Origin of the sequence: Streptomyces sp. NPDC058274, assembly GCF_042881375.1 — a bacterium.
Taxonomy (GTDB): domain Bacteria; phylum Actinomycetota; class Actinomycetes; order Streptomycetales; family Streptomycetaceae; genus Streptomyces.
In genome coordinates this window covers 140,111-160,688 of record NZ_JBHVXW010000018.1, presented here as the reverse complement: position 1 = coordinate 160,688, position 20,578 = coordinate 140,111, and the positions used below count along the sequence as shown (strand labels likewise).

Here is a 20,578-nt window from a genome sequence, read left to right as displayed (position 1 = left end):
CAGGGCGGGAGGGCGGGAGGCGGACGTGCCTGCGCAGCGTAAGCGGGGTTGGGCAGCACGTCCAGCGCCGATCATGGCCGCCACCAGCGCTCCACGAGATGGCGCCGCCGGGACGGCGGACGCGGCTACTCGGCCGGCCGGCCGACTCGGAACGCCTGGCGGTAGGCGGTGGGGGAGACGCCGATCGTCTGGGACAGGTGCTGCCGGAGCGAGGCCGCGGTGCCGAAGCCCGCGTGGGCGGCGACCTGGTCGACCGGCAGGTCGGTGGTCTCCAGGAGCAGGCGTGCGTGTTCCACCCGTTGCTGCGCGAGCCACTGGCCCGGCGGCATGCCCACCTCCTCGACGAACCGCCGGCAGAACGTCCGCACACTCATCCCGGCGTGCGCGGCCAGCTCGGCCAGGGTGAGCGGCCGGTGCAGCTGCTGCTGGGCCCAGCTACGGGTGGCGGACGTGGTGGCGGCGGTCGGCTCCGGGACCGGGCGAGCGATGTACTGGGCCTGGCCGCCCTCCCGCCACGGGGGTACGACGCAGAGCCGGGCCACCCTGTTCGCGGTCTCGCTGCCGTGGTCGCGGCGCACCAGATGCAGGCAGAGGTCGACTCCGGCGGCGACGCCGGCCGCCGTGAGGACCTGGCCGTTGTCGATGAACAGCACGTTCGCGTCGACCTGCACCTGCGGATAGGCACGCTGGAAAGCCCCGGCCTCGTTCCAGTGTGTGGTGGCGGGGCGCCCGTCGAGGAGGCCTGCGGCGGCCAGGACGTAGGAGGCGGTGCAGATCGAGACGAGGCGGGCGCCGGCCGGCAGGAGGGCGAGGGCCTCGGCCAGTTCGTCGGGCAGCCAGTCCCGTGGTTCCTCGGGTCCGCAGGTGAACGGCGGGATGACGAGGGTGTCGGCCGTCCGGAGCGCATCGCTGCCGTGGGCCACCGTGATGGTGAAGTCCGCGCTCGTGGTGACCGGATTCCCGTCCAGGCTGCACGTGATGACCTCGTACAGGGGCTCGCCCTCCTGCCCGGCGGCGGTGCCGAAGATCCTTACCGGGATGCTGAGTTCGAAGGGATAGACCCCTTCGAGAGCCAGGACGACAACGCGATGCATGGCAAGATCCTTGCACATGCTGGCAACCTTGCCACTCGTTCTTGTCCGTCGGATCCGAGAACCTTGATCCAAGCGGGCCGCAGGAGCCCGACAGGAACTGGGGGAGTTGTCATGCGTGCTATCGGCCAGGACGAGTTCGGCGGGCCCGAGGTGCTGAAGGTGATCGAGGTGGTACGCCCGGCACCCGGGCCCGCGGAGGTGCTGGTGCGGGTGCACGCGGCCGGCGTCAACCCGACCGACTCGTGGCACCGCGCCACCGGTGGCCTGGCCGGTGCCGTGATCCCGCTGGGCTGGGACGTCTCCGGTGTGGTCGAGGAGGTCGGCGCGGGCGTGACCACCCTCGCGCCGGGCGACGAGGTCTTCGGCATGCCGCGTCACCCGCTCCCCGCGGGCACGTACGCCGAGTACGTCACCTCCTCCGCCCGCCACCTGGCCCGCAAGCCCGCCGGTCTCAGCCATGAACAGGCCGCCGCGCTGCCGTTGGCCGGACTGACCGCCTGGCAGGCACTCGTGGAGACCGCCGGCATCCGTCCAGGCCAACGCGTACTGATCCACGCGGCCGCAGGCGGCGTCGGCCACCTCGCCGTGCAGATCGCCAAGGCGCGCGGGGCCCATGTCATCGGCACCGCCCGCTCGGCCAAGCACGACTTCCTGCGGGCCCTCGGCGCGGACGAACTCGTCGACTACACCGAGACCGAGTTCGAGAACGCCATCGAGCCGGTCGACGTCGTGCTCGACGCGATCGGCGGAGCCTACGGGCCGCGTTCTCTGCGCATCCTGCGCCCTGGCGGTGTCCTGGTCGCGCTCGCCTCCCCGGCCGAGGCCTACCTGGCCGAGCAGGCCCGCCCGCTCGGACTGCGGGCCGGCTTCATGATCGTGGAAGCCGACCATGCGGGCATGCGGGAGATCGCGGCCCTCGCCGAGGCCGGGCTGCTGCGGCCCGAGCTCGACACGGTGCTTCCCCTCGAACAGGCGGCCAAAGCGCATGAACTCGCGGACAGCCGGCGGACGACTGGCAAGATCGTTCTGTCCGTCGCCGACTGACGGACCCGTCGCCGACCGACCCGTAAAGGAACGCCCCGATGACGACCTTCGTCCTCATACCCGGTGCCTGGCACGGCGCGTGGACCTTCGAACCCGTCGCCGAGCAGCTGCGCCGGCACGGCCACCAGGCCCACCCCCTGACCCTGACCGGGGTGGGGGAGCGCCGGCACCTGCTGACCGCCTCCGTCAACCTCGACACCCACATCGCCGATGTCGCCAACTTCCTGATGGACCAGCAGATCACCGACGCGGTACTGGTCGGGCACAGCTACGGCGGCATGGTCATCACCGGCGCCGCCGACCGCGTCCCTGAGCGCGTGGCGGGGCTGGTCTACGTCGACGCCCTGGTCCCCGAGGACGGCGACTCCTGCTGGTCCCTGGTCACCGAGCAGGAGCGCGCCTGGTACCTCCGCGGCGTGGGCGCCACCGGCTACGCCAGCGCCCCGCTGCCCTTCTTCGACCCCCGGGCCACCGCACACCCCCTCGCCTCACTGCTCCAGTCCATCCGCCTGGACGGCGGCCTCGACCGCTACCGCAGCAGGGACTACGTGTACGCCACCGGATGGAGCGGAGAATCCCCGTTCGCCCCGGTGTACCAACGGCTGTCCGGTGACCCCGCCTGGCGCACCCACGCCCTGGCCTCCGGCCACAACGTGATGCGGGACGCCCCGGACGAACTGCTCAAGGTCCTGCTGGGCGCCGCGCAGGACGGCTGAACCAGCCGGGAGCTTCCGGGTGCACGGGCACGACCTTCTTGCCGATACGTTGCAGCTTCAGGGCCACGCGGTAGGCGGCCCGTTCGGGGTTGTCGGACAGGCCTGCCACCGCCCAGGTGTCCCCTGTGTTGGTGAAGATCTCTCTTATCGTCGCGTCATCGCCCTGGACCGTCATGCACGGTTCAGCTTCGGCGAAGCCGCGCCAGTGCCCGTTCGCGCGAGGAGACTGTGGCCGGGCCCTGGCCCCTCGGCAGGGAACGCTGTGCGCGGCGCCGAAGTCCCGCACGTACGTGACGACTTGGGTGCCGCTCTCGCCGACGAGCCCCAGAACACGGCGGACCTGTGGCCCGCCACCCGCGGACGTGTCAACACCCGTGCCGGTTCCTGTGTGAATGGCGTTCTTCGTTGACGTGCACGGAACAGCGGAGGTATATACCAAGCACCCTCGTGAGAGCGCTCTCTGAAGGCATTCGGCGCCGAGCGAGGCAGGCCAGGCACGTCAACATCCGCAGGCTCCCCACCCTGTTCAGGAGACATCATGCCGAGCAAGCCCCTCGCGCTGGCGCACGTACGGCCAATGCCGCACCGGCGCAAACCGCTCCCCGTTCTCGCGCTGCTGGTCGCCTTGCTGGCGGCCCTCCTGCTCGCGGTCGACCAGCCGTCCGCGCACGCGGCCGACGCCCTGCTCTCGCAGGGAAGGCCGGCCACCGCTTCCTCGGTCGAGGCGGCGGGAACCCCCGCCTCGGCGGCCGTGGACGGCTCCACCACCACGAGATGGTCCAGCGCGTTCAGTGATCCGCAGTGGCTCCAGGTCGATCTCGGTGCCACGGCCCAGATCAGCCAGGTGGTGCTGCGCTGGGAGGCCGCCTACGGGACCGCCTTCCAGATCCAGACCTCCGCCAACGGCACCAGCTGGACCTCGATCTACTCCACCACCGCCGGCCCCGGCGGCGTACAGACGCTCAACGTGACCGGCTCCGGCCGGTACGTCCGTCTGTACGGCACCGCCCGGGCCACCCCGTACGGCTTCTCGCTGTGGGAATTCCAGGTGTACGGCACCGGCGGCACCACCCCGCCGCCCACCGGCGACTTCTGGGGCGACACCACCAAGATCCCGCCGGCCAAGAACGCCGTGGAGGTGGCGATCCTCAACCGGACCAACGGCGCCTACCCGGACAGCCAGGTGTACTGGAGCTTCAACGGCCAGACGCACTCCATTGCGGAGCAGCCCTACCTGGACATGCCCGCCAACTCCTCCGGCCGCATGTACTTCTACGTCGGCTCACCGACCAGCCAGTACTACGACTTCATCGAATTCACCGTCGGCGGGGGCGTGTTCAACGGCAACACCACGCGCGTGGACGCCTACGGCCTGCCCCTCGCGATGCGGCTGCACTCCTCCGACGGTTACGACGTCCAGGTCGGGGAGACCCAGGCCTTCTTCGCCAAGTCCCGCACCCAGGTCTTCCAGGACTTCATCAACGCCGTACCGCAACAGTTCAAGGTGCTGGCGCAGAGCCAGGCCCCGTACCGGATCATCGCCCCGGGCAGTGACCCGAGCTTCAAGCCGGGCGGTGTGAACGCGAACTACTTCACCTCCTACGCCCAGTCGGTCGGCGTCAACGAGACCACCCAGTACATCTTCGGCTGCGCCGGCAGCATGGCCGGCAACCCCAACATGTGCGCGGCGCTCAACCGGCACGTCGCCACGCTGCCGTCCTCGGGCCAGTCGGACCCGAGCCAGTTCTACAAGTCCGCGCCCGCCAACTACTACGCCAAGTTCTGGCACGACAACAGCATCAACAACCTCGCCTACGGCTTCCCCTACGACGACGTGGCAGGCCAGTCCTCGTTCATCTCGCACGCCAACCCCCAGTGGCTGGCCGTGGCCGTCGGCTTCTGACCGAAGCAGGCGCATTCCGGTCCGTGTGCCGGACTGATCAGTCGTGCACCCCGTCACCCCTGGGTAGGGCGGCGGGGTGCACGCCGTACGGCGCCCTGAGGGGGCGAATGGCGCAGAGGTCCGACGATTCGGTGGGCGCCGTCGGCCGCCGGTGGGGGAGGGCGGGGAGGACGACGCGGTAGAAAGGGGTCATGGCTGAGCGCGAGGTCTCCTCGGGGGGCGTGGACGATGTGGATGCGGTGGCCCGTGCGGTACTGACGGCGTCCCGGCTGCTGGTCGCCGTGTCCGCGCGGTCGCTGGCCGAGGTCGAGGAACGCGTGACGCTGGCGCAGATGCGGATGCTGGTGGTGCTGTCGTCGCGCGGCGCCACCAAGCTGGTCTCCCTCGCCGAGCAGCTCCAGGTCGCGCCGTCGACGGCCATGCGGATGGTGGACCGGCTGATCGCCACCGGCCTGGTGGACCGGCAGACCAATCCGGGCAACCGCCGCGAGACGATGCTCCAACTCACCGAGGACGGCCGCAGATCCGTCGAGGAGGTCATGGCGCGACGTCGCGCGGAGATCGCGGCGATCGTCGAGCGGCTCGCCCCGCATCAGCGGCTGGCGCTGATCGACGCGCTGAATGCCTTCAACGAGGCCGGCGGAGAGCCGCCCGCCCCGGAAACGGATGATCTGGAACCGCATCCGCTGGGGTGAACGGCATCTCCTCGGCGCACAGCGCTCTGCCCCCTTGTAACCGCCTTCTGGGGGAGGAGGGTTGTCAGCCCACCGTCGGAGTGGCGGTCGGGGAAGCCGAGGGAGCGCCTGGGGACGGGGTGAGGACGAGGACCGGCTCCCCCGGCGGCGGCGGGGGCGGGGTGAGGTCAGTGGCAGGCAGCTTCGGCGGGGTCGTCTCCTTGAAGAGCACCGTGCCGAAGTCGACAAGACCGGTCTTCTCCATCACGGTGATGTGGTCGAGGACGGTGTCGTTGGCCTGGTCGGCCAGTGCTCTGACCAGGCTGTTCTCGGTGGTGGCGCGAATCTTGGCCACCGTCGAGAAGATCTGGCCGTGGGTGACGCGCAGGATGTTGGCGAAGTCGTTGTCGAACTGCTTCCCGCTGTCCGAGGACAGCGTGGACACGAAGCCCTGCTGCTGAGGGGACGCCAGGTTGGGCAGGGTGACGCCCAGTTGGGGTGCGATCTTGCGGCAGGTGGCGTCGAGCCCGGAGTGGCCGTCGACCAGATGCTGGCCTGCGGACCGGACCGCCGCGGTGGTGCCCTTCTTCAGTGCCAGCTGGCCCACGGGGTACTCCCAGAGCCCGGCCGCGCGCACCTTGACGACGAAGTCACGGTCGGCCTCGGTCAGCGGACCGGAGGGGGTGTTGGCGATGACGCGCGACGGGGAACTTGTCGTGTTCTGTACGCCGAGCATGGCCGGGTAGACGAGCGCGCCGAGGGTCAGGGCGACTCCACCGCCGACGAAGAGGGTGCCGGCCTTGTTCCGCCAAATGCCCATGATGCCTCCCGGCTTGAGCCGTCGCCCGGAGCGGGACATGCCCTGCGGCGAACGGCCTTGTCAGCTTGCTGTGATGAGTGATGACAGCCGGGAATACGGAGGCGCCGCCCGGACAAACCTTTGCTGTAGGCAAAATATGCACCATCATTGAGGCATGACGGTGGCACGATGCATCGGAACCATCGCGTTGCGTGACGTCGTGAGCCCCGGTGGCCGCGCCGCACGAACGAAGGGGAACCGGTGAGCCGATGATCGGCCTGGAGAGCTGCCGCGAGCCGCTGCCGGTCCCCGGCGCGAGGATCCTCGTCGACCGGCGCTGCCCGAGCCGCCGGAGCCCACTGGACAAGCGGATGCCGGTGCTCGCGCTCTTGACCGCACTCTCTCGTCGGTACGGCGACGGGCAGGCGAAGTTCGCCGGCTTCGCAACCTTGTGGAAGCTCTCGCTCCGGACGGCCCATTTATCTTTGCACTATGCAATGTTAAGCTGGAGCAATTGATGCTGGATGTGATGGTCATGAACGTGCGCGAGGACAGTCCGAGTGTCCACTCACGCTGCGGTCACGCCTGGGAAGGGGCAGGAGATTCGTCACCCCACGGAGCCGAAGGACGGGCCCGGCGCCCCGCATCACGCTGGAGCGACGCCGCACCTTCCCCCTCCGCTGGCCCGCACCAGGCCCCCGCTCCGCAGCGGCAAGGCAAGCCGGACAGCGCGCTCGGGCCGGCCTGTGCCGACGCTTCCTCACCCCGGCTGAACAGAAGACCCCCCGCCCCGGGGGCAGTTGTCGCTCAGCCGCCCTCCGCCCCGAGGGCGGCTGAACGGCACGGGCGCGGCAAGCCCCTGCCCTCTTACCGCGGCCGACGCCGTGCCGGGACCGGTTCGCCAGTGCCGGCTGCAGCGTCCGCCATCACCGAGCGCCGCACGGCTGCCATGATGAAGCCCCTTCCTGACGGTGGGGGTTCGTCAGCGAGGTCTCTTCGAGAAGGGGTCCGGCCATGAGTACGAGCGTCCGGTTCTGGCGCTGGCGCCGAAACCCCCTCCGGCGCGGCAGCGACCGTATCCAGGCCTGGACTTTCCTCCTCGCGATCCTGCTGGTGACCATCGGAGCACCCGTGGTCGGTGTGGTCACCGGAAGGAGCGTCGCGGCGTCCGCGTCCCGGCCTCCCGCCGGCTGGCACTCCGTCGCCGCCACCCTCACCGAGAAAGCGCCGCCGCCCTCGACTCCCTCGGAGACGAACAACGTCAACCGCGTGGAGGCCGCGGTCAAGTGGCATGACGCCGACGGGCACCGGCACGGCGGATTCGCCTGGGTGAGGCCCAACAGCCCGGCCGGCAGTCGTACGACCGTCTGGCTCGACGACAAGGGCGACCTGCGCAAGGACTTCATGCAGCCGGTGCGGACGCAGTCCCGAGCTCTGACCCTCGGCGCCCTGGCGGCCGCGGGAACAGCGGTCCTGGTCGTCAGTTGCTACGCACTCCTCCGTGTCCGCCTGGCCAGGCGCCGGGCATGGCAGCTGGACCTCGAGTGGAGCAGCATCGCGTGATCCCTGGGCATGGAAAGGGAGAAGGGACGGGCCGGCCCGAGGTCACCGTTTCTTGAACTCCTCGATGGCTGCCCGGACCGTTGCCCCCATCGCGTCGCTTCCGGTGTGACCTGAGTCCTCGAAGATGTGGAGCCGTGCGCCCGGCCACGCCTTCGCCAGTTCCCATGCCGTCTGCACCGGGCTGCCCATGTCGTGTCGGCCGTGGACCAGTACTGCCGGGATGCCGGCCAGCTTGTGGGCGTTGCGCAGCAGTTGATCGTCCTCCAGCCACGCGCCGTTGCCGAAGATGTGGGCGCAGATCCGTACGAACGCGATCTGCGCGTCGACGGTCCGGTTGCTGTACATGCCGGGCACGCCGTTGGGCTCGTTCGAGATGACCGCGTCCTCCCAGGCGAGCCAGTCGGCGGCGGCCTTCGCCCGGATCGCCCGGTCCGGGTTCTCCATCAGCCGCGCGTAGGCCGCGAGGAGGTCGCCACCCCGCTCGTCCTCGGGGACGCCGTCGCGGAACCGGTCCCACGCCTCGGGATAGAACTGCCCGGCGCCCCGGTAGAGCCAGTCGGTTTCGGTGCGGCGGGTCGTCGTGACCGCCTGGATGACGATCTCGGTGACCCGCTCCGGGTGCTGTTGCGCGTAGGCCAGGATGAGCGTCGAGCCCCAGGAGGCGCCGTTCAGCAACCACCTCTCGATGCCGAGGTGTTGGCGCAGCTGTTCCATGTCGTCGATCAGATGCTGCGTGGTGTTGAGGCTCATGTCTGCCGCCGGGTCGCCGGCGTGCGGGGTGCTGCGACCGCAGTTGCGCTGGTCGAAGCGGACGAGGCGATAGCGCTCGGGGTCCCAGGAGCTCGTCGGCCGCTGCGGTGCGCCCGACCCCGGGCCGCCGTGGACATGCAGAGCGGGCTTGCCTTCAGGGTTGCCGAGCTGCTCGTAGTAGATGCGGTTGCCGTCGCCGGTGTCGAGAAATCCGGAGTCGTAGGGACTGGTCGGAGGATAGAGATCAACCATAACCACGATCCTACGGAGCGATTGCGGTGGGGCTCCTTGAGACGTGAGTCCAACACGTGGGCAGATCAGGCGGGTTGACGGGCGCGACCGGCGTCGGACTGCCTGCGGGCCGGACGCGCGCTGGTTGCGGCCACGCCGGGTCGGTCCCCACGGCTTGAGGACCGAGATCACCGTCATGAACACGTACGCGGACAGGGAAACGATCGGCCCGTAGAGGATGTCACCCGTGTCGGGAATCTGCCGGCCCGCGGCGACGGCCGCGACCGCGGCGTTCACCCCCGGGCGCAGCGCGAAGACCGTGGCGGTCGTCGTTGCCAGCGTCAGCCAGAACTTCGTGTAGACCCAGCGATGCCTCGCCAGTCCCCACGGGGTGCCCAAGGACAGCACCATGCCGCTGGTGAACGTGGCGAACGCGACGGGGAGCAGGATCCAGTCGGCGAAGAGCTTCATGGCCCGGACGGAGGCCTCCACGGTCACCGCGGACCCGGTGGTGACCGCGGTGACGGCGAGCGTGAAGAGCCCGAGCGTCACTCCGAGCCAGGCCGCCGAGGCGGAAACATGGACGACGAGGGAAGCCCGGCGTGCGGGACGGCTCAGTTTCATACGAGACACCGTGCCGGGCGGGGGCCGTGTGGTCGTCTGACGGCGGGAGTAACGCCGAGTACTCGCCTCGGCGTACACGGCGAAGCGGGGACTGCGGCGGAGCCTGCGTACGACGTGTGCGTGGCCCGTTGTCCCGCCTCGGTGACCGACACCGGTTCGCGCTCGGCCGGCGCGGGGCGGAGCGACCACTCCGAGCGCCTGATCCGGCAGGCGAGTTCTCGCGGGTACGTTTCGAAGGCGTTCGAAACGTGGTGCGCCGGTCTCGCACCGCATCCACACTCTGCCTCAGTACGCCGATGACACCGGCCGACAGAGGGGATGCCGCCATGGAGGGACCGGACCCGCGTTGGGTCCTCGCGTTCGACGGGTCGTGTGCGACCTGTCGCAAGATCTCCAGCGCAGTTTTTCACGCCTGCGACGGTAAGCTCGAAGTGCTGCCGCTGGACGACGAACGGGTGCGGGGCTGGCGGGAGTTGGCATTCAAGACGGACGCTCCCTGGGCGCCGACGCTGCTCCGCGTGGAAGCAGGTCAGGTGCGGGCCTGGGCCGGCGGCGCGATGACGGTGCCGCTCCTGCGGCGTCTCGGCCCCCGTTCCACCGTGCGGGTGCTGCGCGCGCTCGGCGAACTCCGCAGGGCGGACGCCGGGCATCACCAGGGCCGGCCGGGGACCGGACGGACGCTCGGGCGGGCGCAGTTCCTGCGCGCAGGTGCGGGACTGGCGGTCGCCGCCGGCCTGATCATGCGTGGCAGCACCCCGGCCTTCGCCGAGAACGAGCACGAGGCAGCGCGCCGTTGGGTGCTCACGCATCGCACCGAACTGCCCACGACCTACGACGACGTGGTGGCCTACCCGCTGAGCTACCGGCGGGCCATCCACGAGGCACTGCCGGCGAAGACCCGCAGCGGCCTGTGGGCCGAGCATCTGCGGCGCTTCAAGAGCACCAGGCCGCAACTGACCGCAGCGCAACACCGCATCGTGGAGCGGGCGTTGGCCATCGCCGCGGATCCGGCGACGTTCGAGGGCGAGCCGCCCGCCGAGCTCACGGAACTCGGCCGGACCGCACGCGAGACGTTCGGAGCCGACGAAGCACGGGCCATGCTGGCCGTCCTCGGCCCCGCGGCCGACGCGGCGGCGCCGGCACCCAACTGCGAGTGCAACAAGGTCGACGTGTACTGCGGCTGGTCCGGCGACTGCGTCGACAACGGCTGCCACCACACCAGTACCGGCTGCGGAAGCCTCTACATCTACCCGTGCAACGGCCTCTGTTACGACTGACGACGGCGACCGCGCCGCCGAGCCGCGACGCGGAGACAGGAGTGTTCGCCATGGACAATTCCCGGGTGCGCTGGATGCTGGCCTTCGACAGCTCCTGCGGGGCGTGCCGCACCATCTCGTCGATCGTCCACGGGGCGTGCGACGGCAAACTGGAAGTGGTCCCACTCGGACGCCAGGACGTACGGGACTGGCGGGAACGGGCTCTGGGCCCGGACGCGCCGTGGGCGCCGACACTGCTGGCCGTGCGTCGCGCCGAGGCCGGCAGGAGTGACGGGGACGCCAGGCCGGTCAAGGCCTGGACGGGGGCCGGAATCGCCCTGCCGCTCGCCCGACGGCTGGGGCCGCGCTCCACGTCGGCGGTGCTGCGGGCCCTCGGGCAGGCGCGCGCCGAGGGTGCGACCGCGCGTACTGGTGGCCGTGCCCTGATGGGGCGCGCGCAGTTCCTGCGCCTGGGCGGAGGTGTCGCGGTGGCCGCCGCCGTACTGCTGAAGGGGACGACGCCGGCCTTCGCCCAGGGCAAGGACCAGGCGACGGCCCGTGAGTGGGTGCGCGCACACGCCGACAAGCTGCCTACCCGCTACAGCGAGGTGGCCGCGATGCCGCTCGCTCACCGCCGGGCGGTCTTCGCGGCGTTGCCCGCGAAGGCGCGCAGTGCCCTCTGGGTCGAGCACATCGAACGCTTCCGTGCCGATCACCCCGGCCTCACACCCGAGCAGGCCTCGGTCGTGGAACAGGCACACGAACTCGCCTCGAAAGTCTCGACGTTCGAGTTCGAGCGCGGACGGCGCGGCGCCGAGGAGGCACCCGACCTCGATGCCCGCGCCGTCGCCGCCTTCGGAGCCACCTCGGCCCACGCGCTGCTCGCCACACTGGGCCCGGCCGAGGCCCAGTCCCTGCCGGACTGCGAGTGCAACACCTTCAGCGACTACTGCAGCAGCAGCGACTGCATCTACGTACAGAACAGCTGCGAATACGACTCCAGCGGCTGCGGAAAGCTCTGGACCTGGGCCTGCGACGGCCTCTGCTACGGGTGAGGTCCGGGACGGGCAGGACGTCGGCCGGTCCGTCCCCTGTTCACCGCGGGCTGCTGCTCCCTGGACAGCAGCCCGCGGTGACGTTCCGGTGGGGGCACCGGCACATGTCGAACGGCGGCTGTGCCGACTGACTTCAGGGGCGTCCGGCTTCAGGAACGCGGCGGCATCTCGCCCGCAGGGCCCTCGCCAGGTCCCCGGCCAGGGCCGGGCCCGCGGAAGGCCGGGCCCGGGGGCAGGGGATCCGTGCCCTCCGGCTGTGTGCGCATCCCGTCCAGCAGCAGCCGCAGGTAGCGCCGCCACAGGTCGGGTTCGCCGGTGCGGTCGGTGACCGCGGCCACCATCAGCTGGATCATCGGGAGGTCCACGGGCTCCGCGTCGGCTCGCAGCGCCCCCTGCTCCTTGGCGCGGGCGACCAGCTGATCGACCAAGGGCTTGACCCGCCGCCCGACGAGGGCGTGTCGCTGAGCGGCCTTGCCGGTGCCGAGCATGACCTCGCGCAACCCGCGGTCGTGTGCCTGGAGTTCGCACACCTTCTCCAGGCTGGAAGCCAGCCCGTGCCAGGGGTCGGGGTCCCCGGCGGCTTCCCGGGCGGCCGCCTCGACTCGGTCGATCATGTCCTCGAAGACGGCGTCGACGAGCTCTTCCTTGTTGGCGAAGCGCCGGTAGGCCGTCCCCACGCCGAGCCCCGCGTGGCGGGCGACGTCGTCGAGGGTCGCGCCCAGACCCCGGTCCCGGAACACCTCTCGGCCGGCGGCGATCAGGCGGCTTCGGTTCAGGTCGGCATCGCGCCGCAGCGGCGCCCTGCCGGGCTCAGCGGGCTCCGCCATGCCTATCGTCTCGCCTTCCGGAAGATGTCGGATCGTCCAGCGCATGCTACTGCCGGGAGATGCGCGCCCCTTGATCGGGTTCGGACCCCGGTGCGGTGATCTGCCCACATGCACCGGCCACGGCCACCCGCCCTCCACCTGCAACACCTTGGCTGCCCAGCCTTGCTGACACTGCGTCACATAGGGCGCGGCGTACGGGTCTTGCCCGCTTCGGGACCGCGGAACGGCTTCCGGTCCACAGGAAGCGGAGATACAGTCTCCGATCGGAGACGCGGTCTCCGCACACAGTCGAGTGCCGGTGGACTGGAACGGCACCGGCATGTTCAAGGCGTCCTCAGCAAGCCTGACGCCCCCTCCAACCCCCCCCGGAGTGCTCAGAGATGCCCACTTCCCTGCCAACTTTCCTACGGAGAACGGTCATGCTCGCCGCGACCATGGCCTTGAGCGCGGCGACGCTCATGGCATCGGGCGCAGAGGCGAGTCCCAGCGCCATCGCGAGCCTGCCGACCCCCGAAGCCACCTCGACCACGGCGGCCGGTGTCAGCTACGGCACCTATTCCGACCTCGCCTACGTCGCGGGCGGGAACAGTCAGCAGGTCCTCGACCTGTATGTGCCGAAGCAGACCTCCGGACCGACGCCCCTGGTCGTGTACGTGCACGGAGGCGGCTGGTCCGGCGGGAACAAGAGCGAGCTGACGTCCCAGAAGGGCTGGGACACCCTGCTGTCCAAGGGCTTCGCGGTGGCGACCGTCAACTACACCCTGAGCGGCACCGCGGTCTTCCCGCAGCAGATCTACGACGTGAACGCGGCCATCCGCTATCTGCGCTCGGTCAAGGGCAAGTACCGTCTCAGCGGGAACATCGGCCTGATGGGCGAGTCGGCCGGCGGTCAGCTCGCCGCGCTGGCCGGCGCGACCTGCGAGGTGAGTTCGCTGCAGAACACCGAGGGGGTGACCAAGGGGTCCAGCTGTGTGCAGGCGGTCTTCGACGGGATGGGCCCGACGGACTTCCTGGAAATGGACTCCCACCTCTACGACGACAAGTCCTCGAAGCACGATCCCCCGTCGTCGGGCGAGTCGCGTTACCTCGGCTGCACCCAGGGCCTGAGCGCCTGCCCGGCATCCACCGTCGAGCGGGCGAACCCGATCACGTACATCACCTCGGCCGCCAAACTGCCGCCGTACTACATCGTGCACGGTGACGCCGACACAGCCGTGCCGCACTACGAGAGCGAAATCCTCTTCAACGCTCTCACTTCGGTGTGCGCGGATGTCACCTTCGACACCATGCACGGGCAGAACCACTTCCTGTTCCTCGCCGGCGCGCTGGACCCCCCGTACCCGGCCCAGACCATCCAGTCGTCGAAGAACTGCTCACCCGTCACCTCGACCGAGGACACGTCCCTGACCTGGGCCGGGATCACTTCGTACTTCGGGAGCCACGTGCACTGACCCGGCGACCGGACGGACGGAACCGGTCTGGCGGGCTCCTCGCTCAGTGACCCGCTGCCCGCGGTGCCCCGGGAGGGGACCGCGGGCAGGGCCTGGCCGATCCGTGTGCCGGATCGGCCAGGCCCACGGCCGTTCACTCCCGACTGCCCGACGGAGGAGGGACGTTCCTGCCCGCCCGCCCGCCCGCTTCCGCTCCGGAGGCGGCCTCCGACCAGGGTCGTCCGCGGTCGCCAGTCGCTACCCTCCAGGGCATGACCCCAAGGAGTGCACGGCCTGTGGAGATCGGTTCGGCGCACGTGGTCGTGACCGGAGGGTCGAGTGGCATAGGTCTGGCCACGGCCCGGCTGCTGTCCGGGCGGGGTGCGAAGGTGTCACTCATAGCGCGGGGGCGGGTGCGCCTGGAGGCGGCGGCCAAGGACGTGCCGGCCGCCGCCCGGGTGGCCGACGTGGCCGATCACGCGGCCGTCACCCGCGCTGTCGCGGAGCTGGAGGAGGAGCGGGAGCAGCCCTGCGACATCCTGATCACCTCGGCGGGGCTGGCCAGGCCCGGCCATTTCCTGGAACTGCCCGACGACGTCTTCCGGCAGATGATCGAGGTCGACTACTTCGGGACGCTGTACGCCCTGCGGGCCGTCGTGCCCGGCATGGTGGAGCGCGGGCGGGGCAGCGTGGTCGCGGTGTCGTCGGCCGCCGCGCTGCTCGGGATTTTCGGCTACAGCGCGTACGGACCGGCCAAGTTCGCCGTACGGGGGCTGATGGAGTCGGTGCGGGCCGAACTCGTACCGCACGGGGTGCATGTCGGTGTGGTCTTCCCGCCGGACGTGGACACGCCGCAGCTCGCCGAGGAGAACCAGTACAAGCCTGCGGAGACCCGGGCGATCGGCGGCACGATCAAGCCGCTGACCCCGGAGAAGGTCGCGGCCGCGATCGTGGCAGGCATCGAGCGGCGGCGCTTCGTGATCTGCCCCGACGTGGGCACACGGGTGCTGGCGCGGTTCGGGAGTGCGCTGATGCCGCTGCTCAACCGGGAGTTCGACCGCAGGGTGAAGGCGATCGGGAAGGCGGCCAGGAGAGCGTGACTCCGCCCTTGATGTCAGCGACGAGGTGCAATGGCCGGCGCCAGAGGGTCAGAGTCGCTGGAACAGCAGCGGAATCAGGGCGGGGATCGCGGGGACCAGCAGGTAGAGGGTGATGCCGGTCATCGCCTTGCGTGTGGTGACGGGAAGCACCGGGTCGGCCCAGACCTGCGCTATCGCCGCGTCGCACTCGTCGCGGGGGAGCCGTTGGTGCAGCTCTTTGACGTAGTCCTTCTTCACGGTGAGCGCGGAGTGATAGCCGATCGAGGAGGGATAGACGATGACGAACATGTCCACCACCATCACGCCCAGCACGATGAACACCATCCATGATGCGGCCGGCAGCCAGACCGTGAACAGGATCAGCAGGCCGGTCATGTGTGCCAGCGCCGAGCCGTAGGTCCACAGCATGAACTGGCGCAGCGGGCGCAGCCCGTGGAAGCCGTCGCTGTCGAATTCCATGTCCGGTGTCACTCCGAAGCCGAGCGCTTCGGACCGGTAGAGGTAGACGGTGAAGACGACGCCCATGATCAGTTGCTTGGCGAGGAAGTAGAAGGCGTACGTGCCGGCGGTGCACAGGGCCACCGCCAGTCGGGGATGGGTGTGCCAGTTGGCCCACCAGCCGGCGTACACCTCCGAACGCCAGACGGGGTCGGGAAGCTCGGTCGGGTTCCAGGTCTCCAGAAGTCCATGGGTGTTGACGAAGGCGTACAGAGAGGTCGTGCCGATCGCCATGGCCACCATGATGCCGGCGGACACGGTCTTGAGGCCGAGCACACGAAACCAGCTGTTGGCTCTGGAGATCAGGCGATTGAGCCGGAGTATCTGGCGCGGAGTCAGCTGGTGCGCGCCTCTGTTGCGCTCGTTCATCGACACGAAGTCGGCGATGGCCTGCACCTGCTGGCAACAGAAGACGGGCGTGATGAAGACGACCGCCAGCACGACCAGTCCGGCCACGTCCTGCAGGAGGGTGAGACTCACACCGCTCAGTTCGGTGTGGTCGGAGAACAGGTAGTCCAGTGCCCAGCGCTTCTCCGTGCCGGCCGGTGCCCCCAGCACTCCATCAGCCTGGGCCAGCCCCAGTAACGTGACGGAGAACGCCAGGCTGACCAGCAGAATCTTGGTCTTGGCCGTCAGCGGCCAGTACAGCAGCCGGATCAGCAGGCGCGCCGCGTCCCGACGATGACCTGGCAGCCGGCGCACCCGGCGCATCGCCCAGCGGTAGTTGAGGGGTTCGGTGGGACGGAAGGCGGCCCCCATCCGCTTCGGCTCCAGAGCCTTGAGCTGCTCCATCTCCACCCCCCGATGGTGACACCACGCAATGTCTTTATAGCCATCGCGACCGGGAGCCGAACCTCCCCGGGCAGCGGCAGCCGCCGAATCGCGTGCCGTCACTGCTCAGGGAGTCCTGCCGACGTTGCTACGAACGCGCCACCACCCGCGGCACGTTGTGGCCCTCGACCCGCAGTGCGGGCCGGCCCGAAGGGAGGGCGTCGGCCGGCCAGGAGAGGGTGACCTCGCGTGACTCGTCGGGGAGGAGCCACAGATAGTTGTCGCCGTACAGCGTCGGCAGCACCCGGTCGCCGCTCCTGCCGTCGCGCAGGGACAGCCGCACCATCGCCGCGACGGCGGAGCCGCGGTTGTGGATCCTCGCGGTCGCCGTGCGGCGGCGCGTCCCCTCGCGCCTCACCGGGCCGATGTCGGCGGAGACCTTCACCGGCCTGGCCGTGTTGAGGGCCTTCATGTCGGAGGCCCGGCGATAGCGCCAGTACGTGTTCTCCGACAGGCGTGCACCCTTGCTGTCCCTCAGGCTGAGGCGCAGCAGGTGGAAGTCCGGCAGTGAGTCCGAGAACGCGGCGGTGAACGCCTCGGCCGTGGTGGCGGAGGCGATGTCCACCGTGGTGCGCCGTGTGGAGCCGAGCTGCTTCCCGCTCAGGTCGTAGGCGCGCGCGGTGACCGTCACGCCCTTGAGTGCTCGCGGGGTGTGGTTGACCGCGATGACCCGCCAGTTCTGCGGGTCGGCCTGGACATGCACGGGTTCGCACGCCGTACGGGACCCGTAGTACATGCCGTTGACGTCGAAGTCGTAGTCGTAGGTCTGCCACACGGTGCTGTGCCACGCCGGGTGGGACATCCAGAGCATGAGGCCGCTGGCGTCCTTCCACAGATGCTGGTTCCACGCCTCGAACATGGCCCGGGAGTTCTCGTAGTTGACGAACTGCGCCTTGCGCGTGAAGTCGTCGAGGTCCTTCGCGGTGCCGAGCCGGGTCTCGATGGCGGCCCGGTAGTCCTGGGGAGCCTGGTTACCCCGCGTGCTCCAGTCGTGATAGAGCCAGGCGCCGCCGATCGGCCACTCCGGCTCGTCACCGACCAGGTTGCGCATGCTCTCCGCCGTGGACACCACGGGCATGCCGATCTCGGTGTGGAAGCCGAAGTTGCCGCTCCCGTAGGTGGACGCGGAGAAGTAGCGGTCGGGCTCCACCCAGCCGTAGGGGCCGCCGCCGGTGACGATGCCGCCCGCCGAGTTGTTCTGGTAGAAGACGTCGGGAGCCTCGGCCCGTACCGCCTCGCCCATCCCGGTGTTGATCGCCTCGGGCGGATTGCCCTCGTTGGCCCCGCACCAGATGACGACGCTGGGGTGGATGCGATAGCGCCGTACGGTGTCCCGGGCCAGGTCGTTGTACGCCTTGTGGTCCGGCGGGTCCATCGCCCAGGCGTTGGGGAAGTCGTTCCACACCAGCAGGCCGTGTTCGTCACAACTGGCGAAGAACTCCTCCCGGTTGCTGGACGCCACCCAGTTGCGGATCATCGTGAAGTTCATGTTGCGGTGCATCCGCACCGCCGCGTCCATCCGGGCTGCCGGCATCCGGCGCAGCAGCTCGTCCCAGCCCCAGTTGCCGCCACGGCAGAAGACCCGGACGCCGTTGACGCTGATCTTCAGCGGTTCCGGGGTGTTGTCCACGGACTTCACATCGGTCCAGGTGTCGCCGTCGTCGGACACCTGGATGACGTACGTCTTCGGGTACGCCTGTTCCCAGACGACCGCGACCCGGTCGAAGGAGACGGACGAGCCCAGGTCCACCCGGATCCACTGGCCGTCCTGGTACTCGGAGGACCAGCGGGAGTTGGGGTTGCCGTCGGTGGCATGGGAGGCGGGGTTCCCGGAATCCTGCGTGGAGGCGGTGGCCGTCTTGTGCAGGGCCAGGTCGGTGCCGGGGGAGGCACTGTCGACCACCGATAGGGTCCACAGCGAGGTGCCCCAACTGGTCGCACGCGCACCGCAGTTGAGCCGTACATATCGAGCGGTGCGGGCTGTGAAGTCCACCGTCTGCAGGCTCGCGGCGCCGCTGCTGAAGGGCAGAGGCACCGCGCCGTTGTCCACCGTCTCGGCGTCGGTCCACTCCGAGCCGTCGCTGGAGACCTGCACGACGAACGTCCTGGCGTACGCCTGCTCCCAGGTCAGGTCGACCCGGTCGAAGGAGACGACGGACCCGAGGTCCACCTGGATCCACTGGTCGTCCTCGAAGGCTGAGGACCAGCGGGACCCGGCGTCTCCGTCGGTGGCCTTGGCCGCGGTGTTCGAGGAGTCCTCCGTGGATGCGGTGGCCGTCTTGTGCAGGGCCAGGTCCGTGCCGGCCGACGTGCTGTCGACCACCGCGAGGCTCCACAACGAGAACCCCCAATCCGTGGATCTGGTGCGGCACTTGATACGCACATACCGCGCCTTCCGCGCACCGAGGGGCACCGGCTGCGTGTACCGGTCACTGCTCCCGCCGAACGGCAGCGGCACCGCGTACTCGTAGCCGAACTGCCGGATCCCGAAGCGCGTGGTGCGGCGATCGCTCTCCTGGCCCTCGACCGAGGCGGTCAGCGTCAGATCGTGCAGAGCGGCCCTGCCGTACCCGTTGGGCCACCACAGCTCGGGGTCGCGCAGCCGCAGCCCGGCGTACTGCTCGGGCGCGAACGTGACGTCGACGCTCTCGCCGCCGGCGATCGTGACCGACCGGGAGACCCGTACGCCGTCGAAGGCCGCCGAGACGGTGACGCGTCTGCTCGCCGCGTCGGCGTTGCGCACCGGCACCACGATCGTCACCTCGGCGCTGGAGGTGTCCGGCAGGCCGGGGAGCTTCGTGTCCACCCGGGGATCGCCGATCACCGCGTGGCCGGTCGAGCGCAGCCGTACGTGGTTCCAGATGCCGGAGACACGGTCGCGCACCGCCGGCATCCAGTCCCAGCCGGAAGCGGCCAGATACGTCGGCGAGTTCTGGTTCATCATGGTGGCGCCGGCGTCCACGAAGGCGAGTCCTGCCGGGCCCTTGTCACCCGGGCTGCCGGGGAACGGCATGGGGGTGATCTTGACGGCCAGGGCCTGCTCACCGCTTCCGGCGAGCTCCTTCGTCACGTCGTGGGAGGAGCGCGCGAAGGGGTACGTCAGACCGCCCACCTTCTGCCCGTTGAGCCAGATCTCCGCGGTGTGGTTGACGCCGTCGAACTCCAGCCAGATGTGCCGGCCCGCCCCCGTGCGCAGCCCGTGCGGCAGCTCGAAACCGCGGCGGTACCACCATGAGTGCCGGGACAGGGCCTCGGGAATGTGCAGGTTGTTGAACCCGGCCACCGGGTCCGGCAGATGGCCCTGGTCCACCAGCGAGGCCAGCACCGTCCCCGGGACGGTCGCCGGCAGCCAGCGGCTGGTGTCCACGTCCGGCCGGGACAGCCGCGCGCCCTCCCCGCCGGCCCAGTCGTCCATGGTCAGCGTCCAGCCGGACTCCAGCGGGACCGTGCCGTCGGCGGCCGCCTTGAGCGCGGGCGCCCGGTGGTCGTGGGTACCCCAGTCGGTCCAGCCGGTCGCGGACGGGCGATGTCCCCGTGCGGAGCCGTAGACCTCGAAGCCGTTGAGGCCCAGCGGGTTGGCGTTGGAACGCTTGGTCACCGTCATTCGCACCCAGCGCGCCGTGACCGGCTTGTCGAACGCGATCTCCACGACGCCGCCCTTGCCGGACGTGGCGCGGTGGACGGTGGTCCACGCGTGGTGATCGCGGGAGGTCTCGACGACGTACTCGACCGCGCAACTGGAGAGGATCTCCTGACCTGTTGTGCGGTCCCGGGGATTGCCGCCGGTGGCCGGCACGAAGACTGGGTCGTCCACCGTCGCCTCGAAGGTGAGCCGTACGGAGTCGACCGTGCAGTCGGCCTGAAGATCCACCGAGATCCACTGCGGATCGCCGTCGGCGGCACGCCAGCCGGTGCCCTTCACGCCCACGGAGTTGACCTTGTCCACGACGAACTCGCCCGGTGTGGGCGCGTAGTCGGTGGACGACACGGATATCGGGCGGTAGGCGGCGAGTTCACCCCGTGCACCGATCGACCCCGACCCGGTGGCCGCGTAGCCGCTCTGGGGGAGCGCGACGCCAAGTCCGAAACCTGCCAGCAGAGTTGAACCGCCGGTCAGGACCAGGCGACGGGACGGGCGGGGCGGCTGAGTCGACATGTGCGGTGGATCCAATCCAGAGCAGAG

15 protein-coding genes and 1 pseudogene are annotated in these 20,578 nt (G+C 69.9%); 9 read left to right on the top strand and 7 right to left on the bottom strand.

All coding sequences use genetic code 11. The annotated features are described in order from the left end of the window. Nucleotides 1-125: 125 nt before the first annotated feature. Nucleotides 126-1,094 (bottom strand): GlxA family transcriptional regulator, encoded by a 969-nt coding sequence (locus ACFVYF_RS29290; RefSeq protein WP_389460132.1) that lies wholly within the window; start codon nucleotides 1,092-1,094, stop codon nucleotides 126-128. Nucleotides 1,095-1,205: 111 nt separating this feature from the next. Between ACFVYF_RS29290 and ACFVYF_RS29285 the strand changes: the two genes are divergently transcribed. Next, nucleotides 1,206-2,138, top strand: coding sequence for an NADP-dependent oxidoreductase (locus ACFVYF_RS29285; protein ID WP_389460130.1), 933 nt, complete (start codon nucleotides 1,206-1,208; stop codon nucleotides 2,136-2,138). 38 nt (nucleotides 2,139-2,176) lie between these two features. Then, nucleotides 2,177-2,854: an alpha/beta fold hydrolase gene (locus ACFVYF_RS29280; protein ID WP_389460128.1), complete on the top strand. Its 678-nt coding sequence runs from the start codon at nucleotides 2,177-2,179 to the stop codon at nucleotides 2,852-2,854. A gap of 10 nt (nucleotides 2,855-2,864) precedes the next feature. Here the strand turns inward: ACFVYF_RS29280 and ACFVYF_RS29275 are convergent. Beyond that, a pseudogene (locus ACFVYF_RS29275) lies at nucleotides 2,865-3,029 on the bottom strand (CoA-binding protein); the annotation flags it as partial. 402 nt (nucleotides 3,030-3,431) lie between these two features. Between ACFVYF_RS29275 and ACFVYF_RS29270 the strand changes: the two are divergent. Further along, nucleotides 3,432-4,757 (top strand): beta-1,3-glucanase family protein, encoded by a 1,326-nt coding sequence (locus ACFVYF_RS29270; RefSeq protein WP_389460196.1) that lies wholly within the window; start codon nucleotides 3,432-3,434, stop codon nucleotides 4,755-4,757. A gap of 191 nt (nucleotides 4,758-4,948) precedes the next feature. Continuing rightward, nucleotides 4,949-5,452, top strand: coding sequence for a MarR family winged helix-turn-helix transcriptional regulator (locus tag ACFVYF_RS29265; RefSeq protein ID WP_389460126.1), 504 nt, complete (start codon nucleotides 4,949-4,951; stop codon nucleotides 5,450-5,452). A 64-nt stretch (nucleotides 5,453-5,516) separates the two neighbouring features. Here the strand turns inward: ACFVYF_RS29265 and ACFVYF_RS29260 are convergent, their stop codons facing one another. After that, entirely contained in the window at nucleotides 5,517-6,251 is a 735-nt protein-coding gene (locus ACFVYF_RS29260) for a DUF4142 domain-containing protein (RefSeq protein WP_389460124.1), read from the bottom strand. 993 nt (nucleotides 6,252-7,244) lie between these two features. Here ACFVYF_RS29260 and ACFVYF_RS29255 point away from each other — a divergent pair. Beyond that, the gene (locus tag ACFVYF_RS29255; protein WP_389460122.1) at nucleotides 7,245-7,793 is read left to right on the top strand and encodes a hypothetical protein; all 549 of its coding nucleotides are present in this window, start codon (nucleotides 7,245-7,247) and stop codon (nucleotides 7,791-7,793) included. Nucleotides 7,794-7,835: 42 nt separating this feature from the next. Here the strand turns inward: ACFVYF_RS29255 and pip are convergent, their stop codons facing one another. After that, nucleotides 7,836-8,795 carry a prolyl aminopeptidase gene (gene pip, locus ACFVYF_RS29250; RefSeq protein WP_389460195.1) on the bottom strand — a complete coding sequence of 320 codons (960 nt, stop codon included), beginning with the start codon at nucleotides 8,793-8,795 and terminating at the stop codon, nucleotides 7,836-7,838. A 929-nt stretch (nucleotides 8,796-9,724) separates the two neighbouring features. On the opposite strand from pip, the gene ACFVYF_RS29245 reads away from it, so the two are divergent. Then, nucleotides 9,725-10,675, top strand: a complete 951-nt coding sequence (locus tag ACFVYF_RS29245; protein ID WP_389460120.1) for a bacteriocin fulvocin C-related protein — start codon at nucleotides 9,725-9,727, stop codon at nucleotides 10,673-10,675. A gap of 50 nt (nucleotides 10,676-10,725) precedes the next feature. Continuing rightward, nucleotides 10,726-11,709, top strand: coding sequence for a bacteriocin fulvocin C-related protein (locus tag ACFVYF_RS29240; RefSeq protein WP_389460118.1), 984 nt, complete (start codon nucleotides 10,726-10,728; stop codon nucleotides 11,707-11,709). A 149-nt stretch (nucleotides 11,710-11,858) separates the two neighbouring features. On the opposite strand, the gene ACFVYF_RS29235 is transcribed toward ACFVYF_RS29240, so the two are convergent. Further along, nucleotides 11,859-12,536 carry a TetR/AcrR family transcriptional regulator gene (locus ACFVYF_RS29235; RefSeq protein ID WP_389460116.1) on the bottom strand — a complete coding sequence of 226 codons (678 nt, stop codon included), beginning with the start codon at nucleotides 12,534-12,536 and terminating at the stop codon, nucleotides 11,859-11,861. Nucleotides 12,537-12,955: 419 nt separating this feature from the next. Between ACFVYF_RS29235 and ACFVYF_RS29230 the strand changes: the two genes are divergently transcribed. Further along, a complete protein-coding gene (locus ACFVYF_RS29230) occupies nucleotides 12,956-13,987 on the top strand; it encodes an alpha/beta hydrolase fold domain-containing protein (protein WP_389460114.1) in 1,032 nt (343 codons plus the stop codon). Nucleotides 13,988-14,238: 251 nt separating this feature from the next. Then, a complete protein-coding gene (locus ACFVYF_RS29225) occupies nucleotides 14,239-15,066 on the top strand; it encodes an SDR family NAD(P)-dependent oxidoreductase (RefSeq protein WP_389460112.1) in 828 nt (275 codons plus the stop codon). Between the two features lie 48 nt (nucleotides 15,067-15,114). Here ACFVYF_RS29225 and ACFVYF_RS29220 read toward each other — a convergent pair whose 3' ends face one another. Together ACFVYF_RS29220 and ACFVYF_RS29215 are read right to left on the bottom strand one after the other, a co-directional pair. Then, nucleotides 15,115-16,362: a hypothetical protein gene (locus ACFVYF_RS29220; protein ID WP_389460111.1), complete on the bottom strand. Its 1,248-nt coding sequence runs from the start codon at nucleotides 16,360-16,362 to the stop codon at nucleotides 15,115-15,117. A gap of 121 nt (nucleotides 16,363-16,483) precedes the next feature. Then, the gene (locus ACFVYF_RS29215) at nucleotides 16,484-20,551 is read right to left on the bottom strand and encodes a discoidin domain-containing protein (RefSeq protein ID WP_389460109.1); all 4,068 of its coding nucleotides are present in this window, start codon (nucleotides 20,549-20,551) and stop codon (nucleotides 16,484-16,486) included. Between the last annotated feature and the right edge of the window lie 27 nt (nucleotides 20,552-20,578).

Bases quoted from the DNA above. Each gene is read 5' to 3' on its own strand.
- ACFVYF_RS29225 (WP_389460112.1), top strand. From the start codon at position 14,239: ATGACCCCAAGGAGTGCACGGCCTGTGGAGATCGGTTCGGCGCACGTG.
- ACFVYF_RS29255 (WP_389460122.1), top strand. From the start codon at position 7,245: ATGAGTACGAGCGTCCGGTTCTGGCGCTGGCGCCGAAACCCCCTCCGG.
- ACFVYF_RS29215 (WP_389460109.1), bottom strand. From the start codon at position 20,551: ATGTCGACTCAGCCGCCCCGCCCGTCCCGTCGCCTGGTCCTGACCGGC.
- pip (WP_389460195.1), bottom strand. From the start codon at position 8,795: ATGGTTGATCTCTATCCTCCGACCAGTCCCTACGACTCCGGATTTCTC.
- ACFVYF_RS29290 (WP_389460132.1), bottom strand. From the start codon at position 1,094: ATGCATCGCGTTGTCGTCCTGGCTCTCGAAGGGGTCTATCCCTTCGAA.
- ACFVYF_RS29270 (WP_389460196.1), top strand. From the start codon at position 3,432: ATGCCGCACCGGCGCAAACCGCTCCCCGTTCTCGCGCTGCTGGTCGCC.
- ACFVYF_RS29240 (WP_389460118.1), top strand. From the start codon at position 10,726: ATGGACAATTCCCGGGTGCGCTGGATGCTGGCCTTCGACAGCTCCTGC.
- ACFVYF_RS29280 (WP_389460128.1), top strand. From the start codon at position 2,177: ATGACGACCTTCGTCCTCATACCCGGTGCCTGGCACGGCGCGTGGACC.
- ACFVYF_RS29265 (WP_389460126.1), top strand. From the start codon at position 4,949: ATGGCTGAGCGCGAGGTCTCCTCGGGGGGCGTGGACGATGTGGATGCG.
- ACFVYF_RS29260 (WP_389460124.1), bottom strand. From the start codon at position 6,251: ATGGGCATTTGGCGGAACAAGGCCGGCACCCTCTTCGTCGGCGGTGGA.
- ACFVYF_RS29230 (WP_389460114.1), top strand. From the start codon at position 12,956: ATGCTCGCCGCGACCATGGCCTTGAGCGCGGCGACGCTCATGGCATCG.
- ACFVYF_RS29245 (WP_389460120.1), top strand. From the start codon at position 9,725: ATGGAGGGACCGGACCCGCGTTGGGTCCTCGCGTTCGACGGGTCGTGT.
- ACFVYF_RS29235 (WP_389460116.1), bottom strand. From the start codon at position 12,536: ATGGCGGAGCCCGCTGAGCCCGGCAGGGCGCCGCTGCGGCGCGATGCC.
- ACFVYF_RS29285 (WP_389460130.1), top strand. From the start codon at position 1,206: ATGCGTGCTATCGGCCAGGACGAGTTCGGCGGGCCCGAGGTGCTGAAG.